20 protein-coding genes are annotated in these 22,253 nt (G+C 73.4%); 16 read left to right on the forward strand and 4 right to left on the reverse strand.

All coding sequences use genetic code 11. The features are described from left to right. Window position 1: 1 nt before the first annotated feature. Entirely contained in the window at window positions 2–1,009 is a 1,008-nt protein-coding gene (gene paaA, locus OVA32_RS03135; RefSeq protein WP_069941111.1) for a 1,2-phenylacetyl-CoA epoxidase subunit PaaA, read from the reverse strand. A gap of 259 nt (window positions 1,010–1,268) precedes the next feature. Here paaA and OVA32_RS03140 point away from each other — a divergent pair, with 259 nt between their 5' ends. Together OVA32_RS03140 and OVA32_RS03145 are read left to right on the forward strand one after the other, a co-directional pair. Then, window positions 1,269–1,706 (forward strand): hypothetical protein, encoded by a 438-nt coding sequence (locus OVA32_RS03140; protein WP_145950840.1) that lies wholly within the window; start codon window positions 1,269–1,271, stop codon window positions 1,704–1,706. Then, window positions 1,703–3,235: a hypothetical protein gene (locus tag OVA32_RS03145; RefSeq protein ID WP_101967625.1), complete on the forward strand. Its 1,533-nt coding sequence runs from the start codon at window positions 1,703–1,705 to the stop codon at window positions 3,233–3,235. The genes OVA32_RS03140 and OVA32_RS03145 overlap by 4 nt, the downstream gene beginning before the upstream one ends. Window positions 3,236–3,269: 34 nt before the next feature. Here the strand turns inward: OVA32_RS03145 and OVA32_RS03150 are convergent, their stop codons facing one another. Further along, a complete protein-coding gene (locus OVA32_RS03150) occupies window positions 3,270–5,183 on the reverse strand; it encodes an FAD-binding monooxygenase (protein ID WP_267715184.1) in 1,914 nt (637 codons plus the stop codon). Window positions 5,184–5,381: 198 nt separating this feature from the next. On the opposite strand from OVA32_RS03150, the gene OVA32_RS03155 reads away from it, so the two are divergent. From OVA32_RS03155 to OVA32_RS03195, 9 genes are all read left to right on the forward strand, one after another. Further along, window positions 5,382–6,110 (forward strand): IclR family transcriptional regulator, encoded by a 729-nt coding sequence (locus OVA32_RS03155; protein WP_078026209.1) that lies wholly within the window; start codon window positions 5,382–5,384, stop codon window positions 6,108–6,110. A 56-nt stretch (window positions 6,111–6,166) separates the two neighbouring features. Continuing rightward, window positions 6,167–7,297: a histidinol-phosphate transaminase gene (locus tag OVA32_RS03160; RefSeq protein WP_201749619.1), complete on the forward strand. Its 1,131-nt coding sequence runs from the start codon at window positions 6,167–6,169 to the stop codon at window positions 7,295–7,297. 22 nt (window positions 7,298–7,319) lie between these two features. Then, window positions 7,320–8,108, forward strand: a complete 789-nt coding sequence (locus tag OVA32_RS03165) for an IclR family transcriptional regulator (RefSeq protein ID WP_020624878.1) — start codon at window positions 7,320–7,322, stop codon at window positions 8,106–8,108. Between the two features lie 123 nt (window positions 8,109–8,231). After that, window positions 8,232–9,416: a 4-hydroxybenzoate 3-monooxygenase gene (locus OVA32_RS03170; protein ID WP_267715188.1), complete on the forward strand. Its 1,185-nt coding sequence runs from the start codon at window positions 8,232–8,234 to the stop codon at window positions 9,414–9,416. Between the two features lie 69 nt (window positions 9,417–9,485). Further along, the gene (gene pcaH / locus OVA32_RS03175) at window positions 9,486–10,295 is read left to right on the forward strand and encodes a protocatechuate 3,4-dioxygenase subunit beta (RefSeq protein ID WP_420709550.1); all 810 of its coding nucleotides are present in this window, start codon (window positions 9,486–9,488) and stop codon (window positions 10,293–10,295) included. Continuing rightward, complete coding sequence (gene pcaG, locus OVA32_RS03180; protein ID WP_020625037.1) at window positions 10,295–10,942, forward strand: protocatechuate 3,4-dioxygenase subunit alpha; 648 nt, start codon at window positions 10,295–10,297, stop codon at window positions 10,940–10,942. Before pcaH ends, pcaG begins: the two co-directional genes overlap by 1 nt. A 104-nt stretch (window positions 10,943–11,046) precedes the next feature. Then, window positions 11,047–12,486, forward strand: coding sequence for a lyase family protein (locus OVA32_RS03185; protein ID WP_051995299.1), 1,440 nt, complete (start codon window positions 11,047–11,049; stop codon window positions 12,484–12,486). A gap of 66 nt (window positions 12,487–12,552) precedes the next feature. Further along, window positions 12,553–13,350, forward strand: a complete 798-nt coding sequence (locus OVA32_RS03190; protein WP_020625038.1) for an alpha/beta fold hydrolase — start codon at window positions 12,553–12,555, stop codon at window positions 13,348–13,350. Between the two features lie 63 nt (window positions 13,351–13,413). Then, on the forward strand, window positions 13,414–13,839 hold the full coding sequence (locus tag OVA32_RS03195; protein ID WP_036383603.1) for a carboxymuconolactone decarboxylase family protein: 426 nt from the start codon (window positions 13,414–13,416) through the stop codon (window positions 13,837–13,839). A gap of 68 nt (window positions 13,840–13,907) precedes the next feature. On the opposite strand, the gene OVA32_RS03200 is transcribed toward OVA32_RS03195, so the two are convergent. After that, window positions 13,908–14,534 (reverse strand): DUF4352 domain-containing protein, encoded by a 627-nt coding sequence (locus OVA32_RS03200; RefSeq protein ID WP_129867092.1) that lies wholly within the window; start codon window positions 14,532–14,534, stop codon window positions 13,908–13,910. Window positions 14,535–14,983: 449 nt separating this feature from the next. Between OVA32_RS03200 and OVA32_RS03205 the strand changes: the two genes are divergently transcribed. After that, window positions 14,984–16,336 carry an NAD(P)-binding domain-containing protein gene (locus tag OVA32_RS03205; protein ID WP_036383606.1) on the forward strand — a complete coding sequence of 451 codons (1,353 nt, stop codon included), beginning with the start codon at window positions 14,984–14,986 and terminating at the stop codon, window positions 16,334–16,336. A 159-nt stretch (window positions 16,337–16,495) separates the two neighbouring features. On the opposite strand, the gene OVA32_RS03210 is transcribed toward OVA32_RS03205, so the two are convergent. Then, the gene (locus OVA32_RS03210) at window positions 16,496–17,368 is read right to left on the reverse strand and encodes an IclR family transcriptional regulator domain-containing protein (protein WP_020624471.1); all 873 of its coding nucleotides are present in this window, start codon (window positions 17,366–17,368) and stop codon (window positions 16,496–16,498) included. Between the two features lie 95 nt (window positions 17,369–17,463). Here OVA32_RS03210 and OVA32_RS03215 point away from each other — a divergent pair, with 95 nt between their 5' ends. From OVA32_RS03215 to OVA32_RS03230, 4 genes are all read left to right on the forward strand, one after another. Then, window positions 17,464–18,741, forward strand: coding sequence for a thiolase family protein (locus OVA32_RS03215; RefSeq protein ID WP_020624470.1), 1,278 nt, complete (start codon window positions 17,464–17,466; stop codon window positions 18,739–18,741). A 47-nt stretch (window positions 18,742–18,788) separates the two neighbouring features. Next, window positions 18,789–19,553 (forward strand): 3-oxoacid CoA-transferase subunit A, encoded by a 765-nt coding sequence (locus tag OVA32_RS03220; protein WP_020624469.1) that lies wholly within the window; start codon window positions 18,789–18,791, stop codon window positions 19,551–19,553. 8 nt (window positions 19,554–19,561) lie between these two features. Next, complete coding sequence (locus OVA32_RS03225) at window positions 19,562–20,227, forward strand: 3-oxoacid CoA-transferase subunit B (protein WP_020624468.1); 666 nt, start codon at window positions 19,562–19,564, stop codon at window positions 20,225–20,227. Between the two features lie 436 nt (window positions 20,228–20,663). Beyond that, the gene (locus OVA32_RS03230) at window positions 20,664–21,626 is read left to right on the forward strand and encodes a hypothetical protein (RefSeq protein WP_036383608.1); all 963 of its coding nucleotides are present in this window, start codon (window positions 20,664–20,666) and stop codon (window positions 21,624–21,626) included. The last annotated feature ends 627 nt before the right edge of the window (window positions 21,627–22,253 follow it).

The raw sequence follows: 22,253 nt of genomic DNA on the forward strand, positions 1-22,253 counted from the left end.
GTCAGGCTCCGATCAGGTGGGTCTCGGCCGGCGCGTTCTGCTCGGCCTGGCGGCGGGCGTAGGCGGCGGCGGCCTCGCGGACCCAGGCGCCCTCCTCGTGGGCCTGGATGCGGCGGGCCATGCGCTGGGTGTTCATGGGGCCGTCGCCCTTGATCACGGACATGAACTCGTCCCAGTCCAGCTCGCCGAAGTCGTAGTGGCCGCGCTCCTCGTTCCACTTCAGGTCCGGGTCCGGCAGGGTGAGGCCGAGGGCCTCGGCCTGCGGGACGATCATGTCCACGAAGCGCTGGCGCAGGTCGTCGTTGGAGAAGCGCTTGACCTTCCACGCCATGGACTGGCGGGAGTTGGGGGAGTCCTCGTCCGGCGGGCCGAACATCTGCAGGGCCGGACCGTAGAAGCGGTTCACGGCGTCCTGGGCCATCTGCTTCTGCGCCGGGGTGCCGTGCGAGAGCTCGTAGAGGATCTCCCAGCCCTGGCGCTGGTGGAACGACTCCTCCTTGCAGATGCGCACCATCGCGCGGCCGTACGGGCCGTAGGAGGCACGGCACAGCGGCACCTGGTTGCAGATCGCGGCGCCGTCGACGAGCCAGCCGATCGCGCCCATGTCCGCCCAGGTGCGGGCCGGGTAGTTGAAGATCGAGGAGTACTTCGCGCGGCCGGAGAGCAGCTGCTCGTTCAACTCGTCCCGCGGGGTGCCGAGGGTCTCGGCGGCGGAGTACAGGTACAGGCCGTGGCCGGCCTCGTCCTGGACCTTGGCCATGAGGATCGCCTTGCGCTTCAGGGAGGGGGCGCGGGTGATCCAGTTGGCCTCCGGCTGCATGCCGATGATCTCGGAGTGCGCGTGCTGGGAGACCTGGCGGGTCAGGGACTTGCGGTACGCCTCGGGCATCCAGTCGCGGGGCTCGATGCGCGAGTCCTCCGCGATCAGGCGATCGAAGTTCTCCTGGCCGGCCGCATCCTCGGGGGACGGGACGGAGGCCAGGTGCTGGGGGGAGCTGGTCTGCGTCATGGGGATCACCTCACGCTGAGTGCGGGCTGGTTCCGTGGTCAGGGAGCACCGGGGCGCACCGAATTACTGACCGCTCGTTCAGGATAGGCCAGGGTGTGACCTCGGTCAACACGCCGGAGCCGGCGCGACCCCGGTGCGACGCGGCCGCCGGGACGGTGCGGGACGGTTCGCTCCTGCACAGGCGTCCCGACGGCGTCCCCCATCCCCGGATCGTCCCCCGCCGCGGTCGCGGGGCCCGGGCCCTCCCTACGGTGGCCGCATGTCACCCCTCATCGGACCTCAGCAGATCGCCACGGCCCTGCGGGCCGTCGGACTCGACGACGACGCCGCCCGCCTGGCCGCGTGGGCCGACCCCGCCCGGCGCGAGCGGGAGGCCGCCGAGCAGGCCCTCGCCGACCTCGCGGTGGCCCAGACGCAGCTGCGCACGGCGCTGGGCGGGCTGGTCAGCGCCGCCACGGACGTGCGCTCGGCGATGCACTCGGCATGGCGCGGGGAGGCCGCCGGCGCCTATGGGGAGGCCGTGCGGCGGGCGGCGACCCTGGCGGCGGAGCTCGAACGGGAGGCCGGGGAGTGGCTCGCCCTGCGGGCCACCGCCGAGCGGGAGGCGGAGGACGCACGCCGGAACGCGGAGGCCCGGCAGCGGGCGGCCGAGGAGACGGCGCTGGCCGTCCTGCGCTCGCTGGCGGTGGCGGCATGACCGGCGGGCGGGGTGCGGGCCCGGGGGCGGTGGCCTTCAGCACGCACGGCGGACCGGGCTCGATCTACGCGGAGGCCGAGGAGATGCGCGTCGTGGCCGGGCGGCACGAGCACGCCGCCGAAGAGGCGGCCGGAGCCTCGTGGCAGGTCGACGCGGCCGCCTTCGGGCTGGGCCGATCGGCCACGTGGCTCGCCTCCGCCGCCCTGCTGCAGGACCGGCTGGCGGAGGCGGTCGGTCGCGTGCGGAGCCTGTCGGAGCAGTGCGCCGAGCTGCACCGCGACCTGCTCTCCGCGGCGGCCCGCTACGAGGAGGCCGAGCGCGCGGCGGCCGGCATCATGGCCGCCGAGGACGCCTCCCTGGAGGAGCTGCCGGCGCTGCTCTGGCGGGACGGCCATGACGGCCTCACCACCCGCGAGGCGGAGCGGCTCGTGCAGGACCTCGTCCAGGCGGTGCCCGAGGCCATCGTGGCCGCCATGCTCACGGCCGCCGGCTTCCCCCTGCTCGCGGCCCTGGCGCGGATCGACGTGAAGATGCTGACGAGGGCGCAGAAGCTCGTGCTGAAGCGGCCCGTCTCCTCCGCGGCGAAGAAGGGGACGGATGCCGCGTCGGACCTCACCGAGGCGCTGCGGGTCTCCCCGGACGAGGCGTGGACCGTGGCGGCGGACGCCCTGACCCTCGCCGGCGCGGCGCCCCGGGGCGCGGTGACCCCGCACGGGGCGCCGCAGGACCGGCCGACGGCGCCCGCCCTGCTGGACGGCTCGGCCACGGGGCTGGCCTCTCTCATCCCGCGTGGGGAGGGGGACGGGGACCTCACGGTCACGGAGGTGGTGCGAGAGAACGGGAGCCGCGCCTGGGTGGTGGGTCTGCCGGGCACCCGCGGCGGCCTGATCCCGGATTCCGAGTCGACCGACCCGTGGGACGCCGGCGGACTCCTGGACGCCCTCGGCTCCGAGTCCGAGGTCACGGCCCCGGCGGTGCGGGCGGCGCTCGAGGCGGCCGACGTCCCGCACGGGGCCCCGCTCGTCCTGGCCGGCTACTCCCAGGGCGGGGTGCACGCCGTGAACCTGGCCGGGCGCGAGGACTTCACGTCCGTGTACCCCGTGACCGGCGTCATGACGGTCGCGGCGCCGTCCGGCAACGCGGTGGAGACCGGGCGGACCGCGGTGCTGGAGTTCTCCGCGGACGGGGACCTGGCCGTCGCCGCGGACGGGGCGCCCACCCCCGTCTCGGCGCGCCGGGCCGAGGTGGTCTTCCACCCGGCCGGCCACGGGTGGGATGCGCCCGGGGGCGGCTTCCGGACCACCTCTCCGCTGGCGGCCGAGGACGACCTGGACGCCGCCCACGACTTCGACGTCCAGGTGGACCTGATCCGGCAGTTCGAGGCCGCCGAGCCCGCATCCCGGGCGGAGGTCGCCGGGCTCTCCGCCGCGTTGGCCGGGCTGACCGCCGGCACCGTGGCCTCGAGCCGGGCGGTGCGCCTGCGCCGCACGCCGCCCGAGCGGGGCCACCTGCCCCCGGGATCCCGGTGAGCGCGCCGGCGGCGGGGCGCCCGCCGCCGCCCGCTCAGTTCGCGTCGAGCAGCACGCCGGCGAAGAACGCGTTCAGGCGGTCGACCTCGTCCAGGCCGAAGACGCCGGAGACGTACTGGTCCGGGCGGACCACGACGACGGCGCCGTCACGGCTGATGCCGCGGGCCTCGAAGATGTCCTCGCCGTGCTTGGGCTGACACGTGGCGAAGATGTTGTTCAGGTCGTGCAGGCCGAGGGAGCCGGTGGTCGGCCGGAAGATCGACGGCACGTCCGGGTGGGCGAACTCGGTCTGCTTCTGCTGGTACACGACCTTGATGTCGAAGCGGGCGTCCTCCGGCCCGTCCGACGGGGTGTGGCGGTTGCGGAAGGACCGCGGGTCCTCCTCGATCGCCTTCGCCCACGCCGCGACCTTCGAATCCTCGGCGCGCGGGGAGGCGGCGTCGGCGAACACGTAGACGCGCCAGCGGCCGTCCGCGCGGTGCAGGTGGCCCAGGTGCTTCACGTTGGTGTCGCACGAGCGCTCCACCAGCGCCGACTTGAAGCGCTTGCCGATGGGGTAGCCCTGCGCCAGCGCCTGGCCGGTGGCGTCCGTGGTGAGGAGGGAGGGCCGGTACTGCGTCATGAAGCCGGCCGGGAACTCGGCGGTCTTCGTGTAGAACTCGGCCACCTCGTTCGGGTCGCCCAGCTCGGAGGTGGGCTTGGCCATGAGCGTCGACCACTCCTTGTCGAAGTCGATCAGGTTCTTGGCGATCTCCTTGCGCTCCTCCGAGTAGGTCGGCACGAGCTCGACCGGGGCCATCCCGGAGAGCACCTGGCCCAGCTTCCAGCCGAGGTTCCAGCCGTCCTGCATGGACACGTTCATGCCCTGGCCGGCCTTCGCGGAGTGGGTGTGACAGGCGTCGCCGAGCAGGAACACGTTGGGGTGGGCCACGCGCTCGCGGTTGTCGAAGCCCGAGGTGAGGCGGTGGCCCACCTCGTACACCGAATGCCAGGCGACCTCCTTCACGTCCAGCGTGTAGGGGCGCAGGATCTGCTGGGCCCGGCGGATGATCTCCTCGAGCGGGGTCTGGCGCACCTGGTGGTTGTCGTCCGCCGGGACCTCGCCGAGGTCCACGTACATGCGGAACAGGTGGCCGCCCTCGCGGGGGATCAGGAGGATCGAGCCGCTGGACGAGTGGATCGCGCACTTGGTGCGGATGTCCGGGAAGTCCGTGTCGGCCAGCGCGTCCATGACGCCCCACGCGTGGTTCGCGGCGTCGCCGGTCAGGGTGTGGCCGATCGCCTTGCGGACACGAGAGCCCGCGCCGTCCGCGCCCACCACGTACTTGGCGCGCACCTGGCGGGTCGCGCCTGAGGCGGGGTCCTCGAGGGCGTTGCCCTCGGCGTCCACGGTGCGGCGCAGGGTCACGAGCACGGGGTGCTCGCCGTCGTTCGTGTCCTCGAGGGTCTCGAACGCCCAGCCGTAGTCCGGCCGCGCACGGGTGGGGGAGTTCTTCATGTACTCGGCGAACCAGTCCAGGATGCGGGCCTGGTTCACGATCAGGTGCGGGAACTCGGAGACGCCCTCCGGGTCGTCCTCGGCCAGCGAGGTGCGCACGATCGTGTCTGCGTCGTCCTCGGCCGGGTTCCAGAACGCCATGGAGGTCAGGTCGAAGGCCTCGTCGATGATCTCGCTTGCGAAGCCGAAGGCCTGGAAGGTCTCTACGGAGCGGGCCTGGATGCCGTCCGCCTGGCCGATCTCGAGGCGGTGGGGGCGGCGCTCGATGATGCGGGTGTGGACGTCCGGGAACATCGCGAGCTGGGCGGCGGCGATCATGCCGGCCGGGCCCGAGCCGACGATCAGCACGTCCATCTCGTCCGGCAGCTCGGCGGGGCGGTCCAGGCCGATGCCGGCCGCCACCTGGACGCGCGGGTTCGTGGAGACGTAGCCGTGGTGGTGGAAGAGCATGGGGGTCCTTTCGCTGCGGGGGATGTCGCTGCGCGGTGCGCGTGCCACCCGACGGCGTGTTCTCTCAGAGAACACGGTGTTCTCCCTGGGAACACATGTGTGCCAGACTGTACGCGGACGTGACCGGGTTCACAACCGGCGCGCGGGCCGACCACGCCCCGGGCGCGTCACGTCCGGCACCCGAGGCGAGGAGTACGGATGGCGGAGCACGACGGCGGCCCGGTCCGGGAGGGCGCGCCCTCCCAGACCCTCTCCCGCGCGCTCACCCTGCTCGAGGCCGTCGTGGAGGCGCCCGAGCCGCCCACCATCGCCGACCTCGCCGACGGCCTGGGCGTCCATCGCTCGGTCGCCTACCGCATGCTGCGCACCTTCGAGACCCATGGCCTGCTGCGCCGCGACGGCCTCGGCCGCGTCCACGCCGCCCCCGGCCTGGCCGTCCTCGCCCGCCGGGTGGAGCAGGATCTGCGCGCTGCGGCCATGCCGCACCTGACGGCCGTCTCCACGGACCTGGGCATGACCGCGTTCCTGGTGGTGTGGGACGGGGCCCACTGCCTCACCCTGGCCACGGCCGAGCCGCCCAGCGGCAACCTCGTCACGCAGCGGCCGGGGACCCGGCACCCCCTCGGGGTCGGTGCGCCGGGGATGGCGATCGCCGTCGCCCTGACCGGACAGGAGTGGGCGCGGCTGCCCGGCGAGGCCGCGCCCGAGCGGCCCGAGCTCGACGACGTGCGGGAGCGCGGCTGGGCCGTCAGCTCCGACGAGGTCATCACCGGCGTCTCCTCGGTGGCCGTGCCGCTGCGGGTCCCGGGCCAGCTGCCCGCCGCCCTCGCCGTGGTCTACGCGACGCGGCCGGAGGACCCGGCACGCCTCGGAGACCGGCTCGGTGAGGCGGCCCGGGCCGTCGCCGTCGCCTTCGGCGCAGCCTGAGCCCGGGTCCCGTGGTGCCGCTCACGGCGTCCGCGGCCCGCATTACCCTGGTGGCCATGACTGATGACGCACAGCAGACGCCCGCCGTGGTCGCGCCCCACAAGAAGGTCGGCATGCTGCCGCCGTACGCCGCCGGAAAGCCGCCGGTCGCCGTCCCGGGCCTGCACCCCTACAAGCTCTCCTCGAACGAGAACCCCTACGCGCCCGTGCCCGGCGTGATCGACCGGGTGCGTCAGGTCGTGACCGGCCCGGAGGGCGCGCCCAGCACCCTCTGCCGCTACCCGGACACCCTCTCCACCGGCCTGCGCCAGGCCCTGGCCGCGCACCTGGACGTCCCGGCGGACGACGTCGTGACCGGCGCCGGCTCCCTCGGCGCCCTGGCCCAGGTCATCACCGCCTTCGCCGGCCACGGCGAGGCCGGGGAGGGCGACGAGGTGATCTTCGCGTGGCGCTCCTTCGAGGCCTACCCGATCGTGGTCCGCACCGCCGGTGCCGTGGACGTGCAGGTGCCGCTCACCGCGGACCACCGCCACGACCTGCCGGCCATGCTGGAGGCGATCACGGAGCGCACCCGCGTGATCCTGCTCTGCACCCCCAACAACCCGACCGGCCCCGTGCTCACCACCGCCGAGGTCGAAGACTTCCTGGCGCGCGTGCCCGCGCACATCCTCGTGGTCATCGACGAGGCGTACGTGGAGTTCGTCCGCGACGAGGACGCGGTCAAGGGCCTGGAGATGTACCGCAAGCACGCGAACGTCGTCGTGCTGCGCACCTTCTCGAAGGCGCACGGCCTGGCCAACCTGCGCGTGGGCTACTCGGTCTCGCAGCCGGAGATCACCAAGGCCCTGCGCACCGTGGCCACCCCGTTCGCGGTGTCCACGGTGGCCGAGGAGGCCGCGATCGCCTCGCTCGAGCACCTGGACGAGGTCCTCGAGCGCGTGCAGATCGTCGTCGACGAGCGCGAGCGCGTCGCCGCCGCCCTGGCCGAGGCCGGCTGGGACCTGCCCTCCTCGCAGGCCAACTTCGTGTGGCTGCCGCTCGGCGAGCGCACGCAGGCGTTCGCCGAGGCCGCACAGGCCCGGGCCCTGTCCGTCCGGGCGTTCGCGGGCGAGGGCGTGCGCGTGAGCATCGGCGAGCAGGAGGCCAACGACCGCTTCCTCGAGGTCGCGCGCGACTTCCTGACGTGAGCGGGTCGGCGCGAGCGGCACGTTGGACCGGCTGATCCGGGTCCTCTTCGCGTTCGACGCGGAGCGTCCGGTGTTGACCGTGGCGGCCCTGGCCCGGCGCACCGAGCTGCCCCTGGCCACCGCCTATCGGTGGGTGGACCGGCTGGTGCGCGCCGAGCTGCTGCAGAAGGACGAGGACGGCGTGGTCCGGCCCGGCCTGCGGCTGTGGGAGATGGCCTCCCGGAGCGCGCCGAGCATGTCCCTGGCCCGGACGGCCATGCCGTTCCTCGTGGACGTGCAGTCGGTCCTGCGGCAGCACACGCAGCTCGCGGTCCTCGACGACGACGGCGTCCTCGTGCTCGCCCGGCTCTCCTCCCAGGGGGCCGTGGTGAACCAGGCGGACGTCGCGGGTCGGCTGCCGCCGTTCACCACCGCCCTGGGACTCGTGCTGCTCGCCCACGCCCCGGTCGAGACGGCGGAGCGGTTCATCGCCCGGCACCGGGACCGGCTCGGCGCCGTCGTGGATCACCATCCCCTCGAGTCGGGGCGTGCGGTGCCCGCGGGCGTGCGGGCGCGGGTGGCCACGCCCAGCGAGCCGCGGCTGCGAGCGCTTCTGGCGGATGTGCGGCGGGAGGGGTACGCGGCCGTGGACGGCGCGTTGGACGAGGAGTCCCGGGGGGTCGCCGTGCCGGTCCGCGGGGCCGACGGCGTGGCGGCGGCCGCGCTCGGGGTCGTCGTCCCCCGCGAGGCGCCGTACACCCCGGGGGTGCCGCCCCTGCTGATGACGGCCGCCCGGGGGATCGCCCGCGGACTCGGCGGCCATTCTCACTGAGTGAGAACGGCCGGGCGCGGGCCGTGTCCTGCGCCACAGGATGGTCGGGACCTCCGCCGCCGGCCCCGGCCGCGCGGCCCGACCCGCCCGGCCCGACCGGTGACGTCCCCCGGAAAGGACGCCATGACCCAGCCCCCCGTGACCCGCACCCGCGTCGGCATCGTCGGCGGCGGGCCCGCCGGCCTGATGCTCTCCCACCTGCTCGCGCGGCAGGGGATCGACAACGTCGTCCTCGAGTCCCGTGACCCCGAGACCATCGCGCACACCCACCGCGCGGGCATCCTCGAGCAGCCCAGCGTGGAGATGCTGACGGACATGGGCGTCGACGGCCGGGTGAGGACGGTGGGCGACGAGCACCGCGGCATCATCCTGCGCTTCGACGGCGAGTCGCATGCCCTGGACTTCCCGGAGCTCGTGGGTGCCACGGTCACCCTGTACGCGCAGAACGAGGTCTTCGTCGACCTCGCCGCGGCGCGGCGGCGCGACGGCGGCGACGTCCGCTTCGAGACCGAGGTGCTCGAGGTGCTCGACGTCGACTCGGACACCCCCGGCGTCCGGTTCCGCTCCGTGGCCGCTGGCGAGGAGGGGCCGGTCGAGGAACTGCGCTGCGACATCCTCGTGGGCGCGGACGGCTCGCGTTCCACCGTCCGCAAGGCCCTCCAGCGCGACACCGAGGGCGAGGACCACTTCCACGCGTACCCCTTCGCCTGGTTCGGCATCCTCGCCGAGGCGCCCAAGTCCTCGCCTGAGCTGATCTACGCCCGCTCCGAGCATGGCTTCGGCCTGATCTCGCAGCGCTCGGAGACCGTGCAGCGCATGTACTTCCAGTGCGACCCCTCGACCCGCGTGCAGGACTGGTCCGACGACCGGATCTGGGACCGGCTGCAGCGCATCGTGGCCGGCCCGGACGGCTTCACCCTCAAGACCGGCCCCATCATCGACAAGACGGTGCTCGGCTTCCGCTCCTATGTGCGCACACCGCTGAGTCACCGCAACGTCTTCCTCGCCGGCGACGCCGGACACACCGTCCCGCCCACCGGGGCGAAGGGCCTGAACCTCGCCTTCGCGGACGTGCGCGTCCTGGCCGAGGCGCTCGAGTCGTGGGCCGCCACGGGCTCGCGCGACCTGCTCGACGCCTACTCGGAGACGGCGCTGACCCGCGTGTGGAAGGACCAGAACTTCTCCTACTGGATGACCACCATGCTCCACGCCCGCCCGGACGCCTCGGAGTTCGAGGACATGCGCGTGCGCGGTGAGCTCCGCAACGTGGTCCAGTCCCGTTACGGACGGCAGTTCCTCGCCGAGTAGTACACCGGCTGGCCCTCCGCCTGAGCCCGACCGATCCCCGACCCCGCAGAGAAAGGAGCCGACGTGAGCATCGCCGCCCAGGCCAAGGACGACGACACGTTCGACAGCGCCCACGTGCTCGATCCAGCCGCCACCCGCGACTCGCAGGGGCAGATCAGTGAAGAGATCGCGGCCGTCCATGCCCAGGCCCAGGGCGAGACCCAGCCGCGGCTCGACTTCCCGCCCTATCGCTCGTCGGTGTTCCGCCACCCCACCAAGTCGCTCGTGCACGCCGACCCCGAGACCGTGGAGCTGTGGTCCCCGGCCTTCGGCCACCGCGACGTGCACCCGATCGAGGCGGACCTGACCGTCGGCCAGAACGGCGAGCCGATCGGCGAGCGCATCAAGGTGCGCGGCCGCGTGCTCGACGACGACGGCCGCCCCGTACGCCACCAGCTGGTGGAGATCTGGCAGGCCAACGCGGCCGGCCGCTACGTGCACAAGCGGGACCAGCACCCCGCGCCGCTGGACCCGAACTTCACGGGCATCGGCCGCACACTGACCGGCGCGGACGGGACCTACGAGTTCACCACCATCAAGCCGGCCCCGTACCCGTGGAAGAACCACCGCAACGCGTGGCGCCCGGCGCACATCCACTTCTCCCTGTTCGGCACGGACTTCACGCAGCGCATGATCACCCAGATGTACTTCCCGGGCGATCCGCTGTTCCCGCTGGACCCGATCTACCAGGGCATCACGGACCAGGCCGCCCGCGACCGGCTCGTGGCCACCTACGACCACTCGGTGACCAGCCACGAGTGGAACACCGGCTACTGGTGGGACATCGTGCTCACGGGCAGCCACCGCACCTGGATGGAAGACGAGGAGGGCGATCACTGATGCGGATCGACGAGACCACCGAGCGCACCGCCGACGGGAGGCTGGTCCCCACCCCGGGCCAGACCATCGGCCCGTTCTTCGGCTACGCGAACGGCTACGAGCAGGTCCACCTGCCGTGGCGCGACGGCCACCAGCTGGTCCCCGCGGGCCGCGCGGACGCGATGCGCCTGTTCGGCACCGTCTACGACGGCAACGGCGATCCGATCCCGGACGCCATGATCGAGATCTGGCAGGCCGACGCCGAGGGCGTCATCTCGCAGGAGGACGGCTCCCTCGTCCAGGACGGCTTCACCTTCACCGGCTGGGGCCGCTGCGCCGTGGACAACGCGGGCCGCTACACCTTCTCCACCGTGGAGCCCGGCGTGGTGAACGAGGACCGCGCCCGGTTCATCCACGTCGTCGTGTTCGCCCGCGGCCTGCTGAACAAGCTGCACACCCGCGTGTACCTGCCCGAGGACGCCGAGGCGATCGTGCAGGACGCGTTCCTGACCTCCCTCGACGAGGACCGCCGTCGCACCCTGATCGGCACCCGGAACGACGACGGCTCGCTCGAGTTCGACATCTGGATCCAGGGCCCCGGGGAGCACGCACCGAAGGAGACCGTGTTCCTGCAGTTCCCCGGCATCGAGTACCCCGAGCTCGACTGACGCCGGCCTCGGCCGCAGGCCCGGCCCCTCCCACACGCGGGACGGGTCGGGCCTGACGCCGCCTCCGGAGCCCGATCCCACCCCTCCGACCCCAGGAGCCCGCCATGACCTCAGCCGCCGCCGACCTCGCCGCCGTCGCCGACGTCGGCCTCCTGGATCCGGCCTGGGCCGGCAGTCGGGCGGAGGCCGCCACCGCGGACCGCACCTTCCTGGGGCACCTGCTCGACGTCGAGGCGGCCTGGGTGCGCGTGCTCGCCCGGCACGGGCTCGCCACGGAGGCGGAGGCGGCGGCCGCCGCGGCGGCGGGCGACCCGGACGCCTACGACCTCGCCGCGCTCGCCCGCGCGGCCCAGGGCGGCGGCACCCCCCTGATCCCGGCGCTGAAGGCGCTGCGCGCGCAGCTGCCGGCCGGCTCCCGCGCCGTGCACCTGGGCGCCACGAGCCAGGACGTCGTGGACTCCGCGCTGATGGTCATGGTGGGCCGGGTGGGCGCGATCCTGGCCGAGGACCTCGCCGCCGCGCAGGACGCGCTTGCGGAGCTGGCCCGCGCCCACCGCTCGACGCCGATGGTCGCCCGATCCCTCGCCCAGCACTCCCTGCCCTCCACCTTCGGGCTGCGCGCCGCGAACTGGCTCGACGGCCTCGGCCAGGCCGCGGATCGGCTCGCCGCCGCCGTCGCGGACCTGCCCGTCCAGTGGGGCGGCGCCGCCGGCACCCTGGCCTCCCTGTCCGGGCACGTCGACCGCGCGCACCGCGCGGGGACCCTCGGCCCCGAGGTCACCGCGTTCACCCTGGTCGAGGACCTTGCCGCCGAGCTGGGCCTCGCCGCCCCCGCCGGGCCCTGGGACACGAACCGCATGGCCGTCACGGGCGTGGCCGCGGCCCTGGCCGACGTCGTGGCCGCGTGCGGGAAGATCGCCAACGACGTGCTGACATCGGCGCGGATCGAGAACGGCGAGCTCGGTGAGCCGCTTGCGGCCGGCCGCGGCGGCTCCTCCCCGATGCCGCACAAGCAGAACCCCGTGCTCTCCGTGCTGATCCGCTCCGCCGCGCTGTCCGCCCCCGGGCTCGCGGCGCGGGTGTACACGGCGGCCGGCGCCGCGGACGACGAGCGCCCGGACGGGGCCTGGCACGCCGAGTGGCCCGCGCTGCGCCGCCTGCTGCGGGTGGCCGGCGGGACCGCGGCCCTGACCCGCGAGCTCGTCTCCGGCCTGCGCGTCCACGAGGACCGCATGCGGCGCAACCTGGAGCTCACCGGCCCGCTGCTCGTCTCCGAGCCGATCATGGCCGAGCTGGCTCCGGAGCTGGACGAGGCCTCCGGCGAGCCGGGCTCCGGGAAGCGGCTGATCCAGGACGTCGTGGACCGCTCCCTGGCGTGCGAGGGGAACTTCCGCGCCCTGCTGCGCGCGGCGGTCCCGGAGTCCGTTCCGGACGCCCGCCTCGACGACCTCCTCGACCCCGCCGCCTACACGGGGGAGGCCGAGGCCCTCGTGGACCGCCTCCTCGCCGCCCGCCGGGGCACGACGACGCCGCCCCGCACCTGAGACCATCTCCGTCAGAACCGGCCGCGCCCCTCGGGGTGCGGCGCCGCCGCAGAGGAAGGACCGCCCATGAGCACCCCCCGTGTCACCACCACCCTCCTGAAGCCCGCCCAGGACCCCGCCCGCGTGCTCGTGGTCGGCGCCGGCCTCGGCACCGGCGTCCAGGCCCTGTGGAGCCTCGCCGCGCAGCAGCTCCCTGAGGACACCGTGGTGGTCGGCTACGACCTGCCCGGCCACGGCGCCTCCGAGCCCCACGCCGAGCCGTTCTCGATGGCGGAGCTGGCGGACGCCGTCGTCGCCGCCGTGCAGGCGCTGCAGGAGGACGGCACCGTTCCCGCGGACCTGCCCGTGCACTTCGCGGGCGTCTCCCTCAACGGGTGCGTGGCGCTGCAGCTGGCCCTGGACCACGCGGACACCGTCTCCGGTGTGGCCGTGATCTGCTCCGCCGCGAAGATCGGCGAGGCGGGGTCCTGGCGCGAGCGCGCCGAGCTCGTGGAGCGTGCCGGCACCCCGACCCTCGTCGAGGGCTCGGCGCAGCGCTGGTTCGCCGACGGGTTCATCGCGGCCCACCCGGAGCGGACGACGGGCCTGCTGCACACCCTGCAGGAGGCGGACCGCCATTCCTACGCGCGCCTGTGCGAGGCGCTGGCCGACTTCGACGTGCGCGGGCGCCTCGGGGAGATCGCCGTCCCCGTCCTCACGATCCACGGCGTGGCGGACCAGGTCACCCCGCCCTCGGCGGGCGAGGAGATCGCCGCCGCGGTGCCGGGCACCGTGACCCACGTGTTCGACGAGACCGCCCATCAGGCCCCCCTCGAGCAGCCCGAGCGCACCGCCGCGGCCCTGGCCGCCTTCCCGGCGCGCTGAGCCGCCCGCCCCCTCCCGCCCTGCCCCGCACGACGACGCCCCCACCACGAGGAGAGACTGCGCATGAGCGCCGAGCAGCCCATCGGGCACGACATGGACCGCACCTCCCAGGAGGTGCTCGACGCGGGCATGGCCGTGCGCCGCGAGGTCCTGGGCGACGCCCACGTGGCCCGCGCCGAGGCGAGGAAGGACGCCACCACCGAGGACTTCCAGAACCTGATCACCCGCTACGCATGGGGGACGATCTGGACGCGGCCCGGTCTGGACCGGCGGATGCGCTCAGCCGTGACCATCTCCGCCATGGTGGCCGGCGGCTACTGGGACGAGTGCGCCATGCACCCGCGCGCCGCCCTGCGCAACGGCCTGACCCGGGAGGAGATCCAGGAGATCAGCCTGCAGACCGCGGTCTACGCCTCCGTGCCGGCGGCGAACATCGCGTTCAAGCTCGCCCAGGAGGACGCCGACCTCGCCGAGGGCAGGCCGCTCTGAGCGCAACGTTCACAGCGCGCACGAGGCCCCATGCCCGGGAAGGACATGGGGCCTCGTCTGCGCGCTGATCAGTCGAGCTCGACGACCACCGGCTGATCGAGGGAGAGGCCGCCCCCGGAGACCTTGACCTGGGTGATCTCGGTCCCTGCCGGAACGTCGAACCACAGGTAGCCGCTGGCCACGTTGCCCGGGTTGGTCGGCTCGATGTTCATGCCGTTCTCGGTGCCGTAGATCGATGCGTCCGTGCTGTAGCTGTACTCGGCCCCGTCTGCGCTGACGAGCTTCACGCTGTCGGCGAAGAACGTCCGCTCCTCCTTGGCGTTGTTCTTCGCGCTGATCTGCACGGGCACGAACTCGCCCTGGGCCTCCGTGGAGAAGCCGGACGGGCCGACGCTCGCGACGGGCGTATCGACCGACTCAACGGTCGTGGCCCAGTCGCCCACGGTGAACTCCTGGCCGAGGCCGACCTTGGCTGCCTCGTCGCTGGAGCTGGTCTCGCCCTGGGAGGCGGCCTCTCCGCCCCCCTCCGAGGTGCTGTTCGAACCGCCGCCCATCATGGAGGCGAGGACGGCGATCACGATCAGGGCGAGCAGGCCGATCAGGGCGTACTTGAGACACCCCCCTTTCTTCTTCGCGGGGGGCTGCACGACATTGCCGTTGGCGTCGTAATACACAGGATTGCTCTTGCGGGCCACGATGCTCCTTCGGGAGGGCGCAGTGATGTCACATGCCGTTGTGGCCAACGGCTGCCATGCACGGCGCGTGAATTGAGTAATGAATGATGGGAGTATCGCATGCCGTAGAGGAAGCTGGGAGTACTCCCCGGAGCATCGCGTTCCAGCTGGCCCAGGAGGTCTTCGCCCGGCACGATGCCGACCTTGCCGACGCCGGGTCCGGCGTCGTGCTGGGCATGTGGGACCCGGCCGGCCTCCTCTACGGCCTCGGACTCATGGCCGTGGCGGCCGTGACCCTTGTCCGCCGCGCCCCGTTCGGCGGGTCGATCATGGTGCGGGTGGCCCGCTGCACTTGTGACCCTTCTGGCGGCCGTTCCACCCCGGAGAAGGGTCAGAACCGCAGTCGATTCGCGGGGGCCGGTGCTACGGTCGGGCCGAGCCGCCCCACCCCCACTCTCGGAAGGACACCCATGCGTGAGCGCGTCGCCCTGATCGGAGCCGGCCCGTCCGGCATGGCCCTGCTGAGGAGCCTCGCCCTGGCCGAGGACGCGGGGGCGGCGGTCCCGGAGGTCGTGGCGTTCGAGCGCCAGGACGACTGGGGCGGCCAGTGGAACCTGGACTGGCGCACCGGCGCGGACCGCCACGGCGAGCCCGTGCACTCCGCCATGTACCGGGACCTGTGGATCAACGGGCCCAAGGAGTGCATGGAGTACCCGGACTACCCGTTCGATGCGCATTTCGGCCGCGCCGTGTCCTCGTACCTCCCGCGGGAGGCCATGCGGGACTACATCGTGGGCCGGGTGGCCGAGGTGGCCGGGCGCATCCGCCCGCAGATCCGGTTCGCCACGGCCGTCCGCTGGGTGCAGCCGCTCGACGACGGCGGGTTCGGGGTGACCTCGGAGGACCTGGTCACGCGCGAGGCCGTCACCGAGCGGTTCGACCGCGTCGTGGTGGCCACCGGGCACTTCCACGCCCCGCACCTGCCGTCCTGGCCCGGCGTGGAGACCTTCCCCGGGCAGGTCCAGCACGCCCACGACTACCGAAGCCCGGAGCCGTACACGGGCCGTCGCGTGCTCGTGGTGGGCTCCTCCTACTCCGGGCAGGACCTGGCCCTGCAGCTGCACCGCGCCGGCGCCGCCCACGTGACCACCGCCTACCGTGCCCGCCCGCAGGACATCGCGTGGCCGGCCGGCATGGACGAGGCCCCCGAGGTGCAGGGGTTCGACGGTGCGGAGGTCACCTTCGCGGACGGCTCCACCGGCGAGTACGACGCCGTGCTGCTGTGCACCGGCTACCGCCACCACTACCCCTTCCTGCCGGGCGAGCTGGCGCTGGCCGGCCCGAACCTGCTGGCCCCGTTCGGGCTGTGGAAGGGCGTGGTCTGGCACGCCGACCCGCGCGTGCTCTACCTGGGTGCCACCCAGCAGCTGTTCACCCTGACGCTCCTGGACGCGCAGGCCTTCTTCGCCCGCGACGTGCTGCTCGGCCGCGTCCCGGTGCCCGGCGATGAGGAGCGTCGGGCCGACATGGACGCCTGGTTCGAGCGGATGACGCGGATCGACGGGCCGCCGGCCGCGCTGGCCTACCAGGGCGCGTACATCCAGGACCTGTCCTCCCACACGGACTGCCCGGAGGTGGACGTCGAGGCGGTGGCCCGCACCTTCCTCGAGATGCGCGACGCCCGGATCGAGGACGTCCGGACGTTCCGCGACCGGCGGCACCGCTCGACCGTGACCGGCACGCTGGCCGCGGCGCACCCGGTGCCGTGGATGGACCGCCCGGACGACTCCCTCGAGGAGTACCTCCGCCGCTTCCCGGCCTGACCCCCCACCCTGCCCTTCCCGTTCCGAATCCACTGCACTTCCGACCCTTCTGGCGGCCGTTCCGGGCCTCAGACGGGTCAGAACCGCAGTCGATTCGCGGGGGCGGGTGCTGGTGCTGGTGCGGATGCGGGTGCGGGGAGTGCTGAAGGGGGTGGGCGCTCAGCGCTGGAGCGCGGCCAGGGCGGCCTCGGCGTCGTCCGCGGCGGCGCGCAGCACCGGCAGGGCCTGCACGACGGCGGCCGCCACCTCCGGCGTGCGCGGCGCCGGCACGCGGGCCCCGGTCCGCAGGGCCGCCCGGCGCGCGCCCGGGTCGCGATGGTCCGGCCCGAGGGACAGCGCCGTGTTGATCGCCACGGCCACTCGCCCCTCGGCGTCGCGCACGGGCACGGCGACGCTGCTCAGATGGGCGTCCAGCTCCGCGGTCACCACGGCGTGGCCCTGCTCCCGCACGCGCGCCAGCTCGGCCATCAGCGCGTCCACGTCCGTGAGGGTGTGCTCCGTGGCGGGGGTGCGCGGGGCGCCTGCGAGCAGGGCACAGGCCTCGTCCTCGGGCAGGTCGGCCAGCAGCACGCGGCCCATGGACGTGGTGAACGCGGGCAGGCGCGTGCCGACGTCGAGGTTCACCCGCAGGATCCGCTCGGTGTGCACACGCGCGATGTACATCAGGTGCGCCCCGTGGAGCACGCCCGCGGAGCAGGACTGGTGCAGGCGCTGCGAGGCCTGGGTGAGGATCGGCCGGAGGATCTCGGAGACGGACCGGCCGGACCAGTAGCCGTGGCCGAGCTCCAGCACGCGCGGGGTCAGCGCGAACCGCCGCCCGTCCTGCACGGCGTAGCCGAGCTCCGTGAGCGTCAGCAGCATGCGCCGCGCCGTGGCCCGGGTGACCCCCGCGGCGGTCGCGGCCTCGCTCACCGAGAGCGTGGGGGTGTCCGGGGTGAACGCGCGCAGCACCGCCAGACCGGACGCCAGGGCGCGCACCACGTCCCCGCCCGACGCGGGACGTGCGCCGGGGGCGTCGACGTCGTCGGTCATGTCCGCCAGCGTAGTCCGCTATGCGCACAGCGCACGCCCGTGCGCGTCACGCACACACCCTTCCCCGCCCGCCGAGGCGGTCCTACGGTGAGGCCATGAGCCTCACCGATGCCTACGTGTTCGACGCCGTCCGCACCCCCTTCGGCAAGGTCGGCGGCGCGCTGTCGGGGGTGCGCCCCGACGACATGGCCGCCCACGTGGTCCGCACCCTCGTGGACCGCGCCCCGGGCCTGGAGGGCCTGCGCGCCGCGTCCGCCCAGGCCGTGGCCGACGCCGCCGCCGGCCGCCCGATCGAGGCCGGCACGGACGCCGCCGCCCCGCAGCGGATCGACGAGGTCGTCTTCGGCAACGCCAACGGCGCGGGCGAGGAGAACCGCAACGTGGCCCGCATGGCCACCCTCCTGGCCGGCCTGCCGCTGTCCATCCCCGGCACCACCGTGAACCGCCTCTGCGGCTCCTCCCTGGACGCGGCGATCATCGCCTCCCGCCAGATCAACACCGGCGAGGCGGACGTGGTCCTCGTGGGCGGCGTGGAGTCGATGTCCCGTGCCCCGTGGGTGCTGCCCAAGACCACCCGCCCGTTCCCCATGCACGACCTGGCGGCGGCGAACACCACGCTCGGCTGGCGCCTGATCAATGACGCGATGCCGCCGGAGTGGACCGTCTCGCTCGGCGAGGCCACGGAGCTGCTGCGCGAGCGCTTCGGCATCTCCCGCGAGCGCCAGGACGAGTTCGCCGCGCGCTCGCACCGCCTTACCGCGCGGGCGTGGGACGAGGGGCGGTATGACTCCCTCGTGGCCGCCGTGCCCGGCACGGACCTGGAGCGGGACGAGACCGTCCGCCCGGACTCCACCCCCGAGACCCTCGCCGGCCTGCGCACCGTGTTCCGCCGGGAGAACGGCACCGTCACGGCGGGCAACGCCTCGCCCATGAACGACGGCGCCTCGGCCGCCCTCCTGGGCTCGTCGACGGGCGCCGATGTGCTCGGCCTGGAGCCCCTGGCCCGCATCGCCGGCCGCGCCACCGCCGCCAACGAGCCCGACTTCTTCGGCTACGCGCCGGTGGAGGCGGTGAACCGGGCCCTGTCCCGCGCCGGGATCGGCTGGAAGGACGTGGCCGCCGTCGAGCTCAACGAGGCCTTCGCCGCCCAGTCCCTGGCCTGCACGGACGCCTGGGGCGTGGACCCGGAGATCGTGAACGCCTGGGGCGGCGCGATCGCGATCGGCCACCCCCTCGGGGCCTCCGGCACCCGCGTGCTCGGCACGCTGGCCCGCCGCCTCGAGGCCTCCGGTGAGCGGTGGGGCGTGGCCGCGCTGTGCATCGGCGTGGGCCAGGGCATCGCCGTCGTCCTCGAGAACGTGGCCGCGCGCTGACGCGTCCGGCCGAGCACCCACCCGACCCCCTCATCCAAGGAGTCCCCATGCTGGAGTTCGTGGACACGGCCGCGCAGGCCGTCTCCCGCATCACCGACGGCGCCACGGTGCTGATCGGCGGGTTCGGCAACGCCGGCCAGCCGATGGAGCTGATCGACGCGCTGCTCGAGTCCGGGGCCACCGGCCTCACGGTGGTCAACAACAACGCGGGCCAGGCGGACGCGGGCCTGGCGCTGCTGATCAAGGAGCGGCGGGTCGCCAAGATCATCTGCTCGTTCCCGCGCCAGTCCGACTCGTGGCATTTCGACGAGGCCTACCGTGCCGGGGAGATCGAGCTGGAGCTCGTCCCGCAGGGCAACCTGGCCGAGCGCCTGCGCGCCGGCGGCGCCGGCATCGGCGGCTTCTTCACGCCCACCGGCTACGGCACGCAGCTGGCCGAGGGCAAGGAGGTCCGCGAGATCGACGGCACGCACTACGTGCTGGAGGCCCCGATCCGCGGCGATGTCGCGCTCATCAAGGCGTACGCGGCGGACCGCCACGGCAACCTCGTGTACCGCAAGACCGCCCGCAACTTCGGACCCGTCATGGCCGCGGCCGCCGCCACCACGATCGTCCAGGTGGACGAGGTCCGCGAGGAGCCGATCGACCCGGAGCACGTGGTGACCCCCGGCATCTACACGGACACCGTGGTGCGGATCGACACCGAGTCCGGGGAGAAGGAGCGCGCCGAGCGGGCTGCCCTGGCGGAGGGCCGGCCGAAGCCGTGCGCGGCCACGACGACCGCGGCCGAGCCGGCCGCCGAGGGGAAGTGAGGAGAGCGATGAGCATCACCCAGACCGACACCCCGCTGACCCAGGACGAACTGGCCCGTACGATCGCGGCGGACATCGCCCCCGGCTCCTTCGTGAACCTGGGCATCGGCCAGCCCACCACGGTGTCCAACTACCTGGAGGCGGAGAAGAACGTCACCCTGCACACCGAGAACGGCATGCTGGGCTTCGGCCCGCAGGCCGAGGGCGAGCAGATCGATGAAGACCTCATCAACGCCGGCAAGATCCCCGTCACCGAGCTGCCCGGGGCCGCGTACTTCCACCACGCCGACTCGTTCGCCATGATGCGCGGCGGCCACCTGGACGTGTGCGTCCTCGGCGCCTACCAGGTCTCCGCGACCGGCGACCTCGCCAACTGGTCCACGGGCAAGCCCGGGGCGATCCCCGCCGTCGGGGGTGCGATGGACCTGGCGATCGGCGCCAAGGACACCTACGTGATGATGGATCTCTTCACCAAGAAGGGCGATCCGAAGCTGCTGGCCGAGTGCACGTTCCCCCTCACCGGCGTCGGCTGCGTCTCCCGCATCTACGCGGATCGGGGCGTCTTCCTGCTGGACGCCTCCGGGGTCGTGCGGGTCCGCGAGCTGCACGGCATCACGTGGGAGGAGCTGGAGGCGGCGCACCCCGGCGTGCGGTTCGAGAAGCTCGAGGACTGAGCCGCGGCGCCGCAGCCACCGGCCCCACGGGCTCTCGGAGGCCTGCGCCGTCGTCGACTTGTCCTGGGGAGCAACGTCGGTTGACTTATCCCGGGTGCGGCGGCCTACGACCGGTGATAACTCAACCGACGACGTCGGCCCGCAGGCCGCCCCGCGCCGTGAAAGGCCAGCGGCACGCCACGGGCGAGGCCCCCGAGCGCGGCCGGAATGTGCCGAGGAATCTCCTTGACACCCCACCGGGGGGGATGATGATTACCCTACTCACAGGGGTATGAGAGACATCACAGATGGTCAGGGGGATCTTCTGGGTGTCACACAGCAAGGAGGCCATCATGGCCCTGCTCAGGAAGACTGCCGCGTGGGGAGCCGCTGCGGTCGGTGCTGTGGCGCGGGTGCAGTACGGGGCCCTGTCCGAGCCCATCGGTGGGAACTGACCGTGACGGGCAGGGGACTCCGGACGCTCGGGCTGCTCGTCACCCGTGCCGTGCTGCTCGTGGCACTGTGCGGGCTGGCGCTGAGCCTCGTGGGCTCCCTGTCCGTCCACCATCGGCAGTACTTCGGAGCCGCGGAGTGCGGGCCGGCCGTCTGGGATGTCGGCATCGGAGGCGGCGGCGAGGTCTGGTCCGTGGCAGAGGCCGCCACGACCGGGCGGAACCTCACCCTGATGGCGAGCGGGGCGGACCCCGGCGTGCGCCACCTGGCCGGCCCCGCGGCCCCGTGTCTTGCGGGCATCGACGTGCCGACCTTGGAATCTCTGCGGGCAGCGCGAGGGTTTCTGCTGCGCGAGGGCAGCATTCTGGCCGACCGGGCCGCTCGGAGCGGGGAACTGTCCGGTCGGCCGGTGGCCCTCACCTCCGCGGCGGACTGGCGAGGCCTCCCCGCAGACGGGGTGATCCAGCCGACCCCGGCGTTCGACAACGCCGCCTCCTACGTGGGCATCCTCGTGGGCGAGCCCGGTGATCTGGAGGGATTCCTCCAGACCCTGCGAGCGTCCGGGCTGGGAGCCGAGGCGACTCCAGCGCCCTCGGCACTGAACGCGGCCATCACGTCGCCGGTGCTCGGCGTGACCGCGACGCTGACCGGCCTCACTCTGATCAGCGTCACGGCGTTCTGGGTGCTGACTCTGCGCGCGGGGGATCGTCCCTCTTTGCGGGTGCTGCGCCTGCTCGGGGTCTCCCCGCTCCGGGCCGCCGTGTCTCGGGCTCGCGTGAGCCTGGTGCCGTTCCTCGGCGCTGCGGGGATCTCGGCCGCGCTGTGGCAGGGGATGGTGCTGACTGGCGCGGTCACGGAACCGTCCCCGCTCGTCGCGAGTGGCGTCATCCTGGTCGTGCTGCTGGGCGATGCCGTGCTCGTGTCGGCGACCCATGTGGTCGCCCTCTGGATGCGAGCGCCCCGGTGAACCTCCGGAGTCTCGGTGTGGCCTGGAGCGAGGGGTTGCGCGACACCTTGAGGTTCTGGCCGTTGGTGCTGGTCGCCTTCGTCCACGCGGTCGCCTCGTGCTCGCTCTTGGGACTGTCCTTCCAGCAGGCGAGCGAGGCACAGGAGGTCGATCGGCACCTGCAACGGTGGGAGCAGCTCGGCGCGGCCTCGTTGCGGGGCTTCTACCTCGCGGCGCCAGGGCATCTGGAGGGAGGCGGCGCCGCCCCTGGCGAATCGCAGCAGGAGCCGCCCGAGCCCGACCTCTCTGCCGACTCCAAGGCCGCCTCCGCCGACGACGGTCGGCGCGCCGCCGCGCTGTTGGCCCTCCTGGAGGACCCGCACCGGACGGCGTACACGATGGACCCCTACGGGGACCGGTTCGGCGACGACCTCCCCGGCGCCCTGCTGGTGACCGAGGACTTCTTCGCCGGGTCCGGTCTCGCCGAGGCGATGTCTCCGACGGGTCAGTCCCCGCATCGCGACGCCGACGGCACTGCCGCTCCCTACGCGGTGCTGGGCAGCGACTCCTCGGCGAAGGACCCGTACGCGCTCACGGTCGGGGGCGTCCTGCCGCCGCCGACGCGTGTGCAGTTCCAGGACGCCATGA

Source organism: Micrococcus sp. SL257 (genome assembly GCF_026625585.1).
In the GTDB taxonomy this organism is placed as follows: Bacteria; Actinomycetota; Actinomycetes; order Actinomycetales; family Micrococcaceae; genus Micrococcus; species Micrococcus luteus.

Excerpts from the sequence above, each read along its gene's own strand:
- OVA32_RS03205 (WP_036383606.1), top strand. The coding sequence starts at position 14,984 with ATGCGTGAGCGCGTCGCCCTGATCGGAGCCGGCCCGTCCGGCATGGCC.
- OVA32_RS03195 (WP_036383603.1), top strand. The coding sequence starts at position 13,414 with ATGAGCGCCGAGCAGCCCATCGGGCACGACATGGACCGCACCTCCCAG.
- OVA32_RS03145 (WP_101967625.1), top strand. The coding sequence starts at position 1,703 with ATGACCGGCGGGCGGGGTGCGGGCCCGGGGGCGGTGGCCTTCAGCACG.
- OVA32_RS03160 (WP_201749619.1), top strand. The coding sequence starts at position 6,167 with ATGACTGATGACGCACAGCAGACGCCCGCCGTGGTCGCGCCCCACAAG.
- OVA32_RS03170 (WP_267715188.1), top strand. The coding sequence starts at position 8,232 with ATGACCCAGCCCCCCGTGACCCGCACCCGCGTCGGCATCGTCGGCGGC.
- paaA (WP_069941111.1), bottom strand. The coding sequence starts at position 1,009 with ATGACGCAGACCAGCTCCCCCCAGCACCTGGCCTCCGTCCCGTCCCCC.
- OVA32_RS03225 (WP_020624468.1), top strand. The coding sequence starts at position 19,562 with ATGAGCATCACCCAGACCGACACCCCGCTGACCCAGGACGAACTGGCC.
- OVA32_RS03185 (WP_051995299.1), top strand. The coding sequence starts at position 11,047 with ATGACCTCAGCCGCCGCCGACCTCGCCGCCGTCGCCGACGTCGGCCTC.
- pcaG (WP_020625037.1), top strand. The coding sequence starts at position 10,295 with ATGCGGATCGACGAGACCACCGAGCGCACCGCCGACGGGAGGCTGGTC.
- OVA32_RS03140 (WP_145950840.1), top strand. The coding sequence starts at position 1,269 with ATGTCACCCCTCATCGGACCTCAGCAGATCGCCACGGCCCTGCGGGCC.
- OVA32_RS03215 (WP_020624470.1), top strand. The coding sequence starts at position 17,464 with ATGAGCCTCACCGATGCCTACGTGTTCGACGCCGTCCGCACCCCCTTC.
- OVA32_RS03155 (WP_078026209.1), top strand. The coding sequence starts at position 5,382 with ATGGCGGAGCACGACGGCGGCCCGGTCCGGGAGGGCGCGCCCTCCCAG.
- OVA32_RS03210 (WP_020624471.1), bottom strand. The coding sequence starts at position 17,368 with ATGACCGACGACGTCGACGCCCCCGGCGCACGTCCCGCGTCGGGCGGG.
- OVA32_RS03190 (WP_020625038.1), top strand. The coding sequence starts at position 12,553 with ATGAGCACCCCCCGTGTCACCACCACCCTCCTGAAGCCCGCCCAGGAC.
- OVA32_RS03220 (WP_020624469.1), top strand. The coding sequence starts at position 18,789 with ATGCTGGAGTTCGTGGACACGGCCGCGCAGGCCGTCTCCCGCATCACC.
- OVA32_RS03150 (WP_267715184.1), bottom strand. The coding sequence starts at position 5,183 with ATGCTCTTCCACCACCACGGCTACGTCTCCACGAACCCGCGCGTCCAG.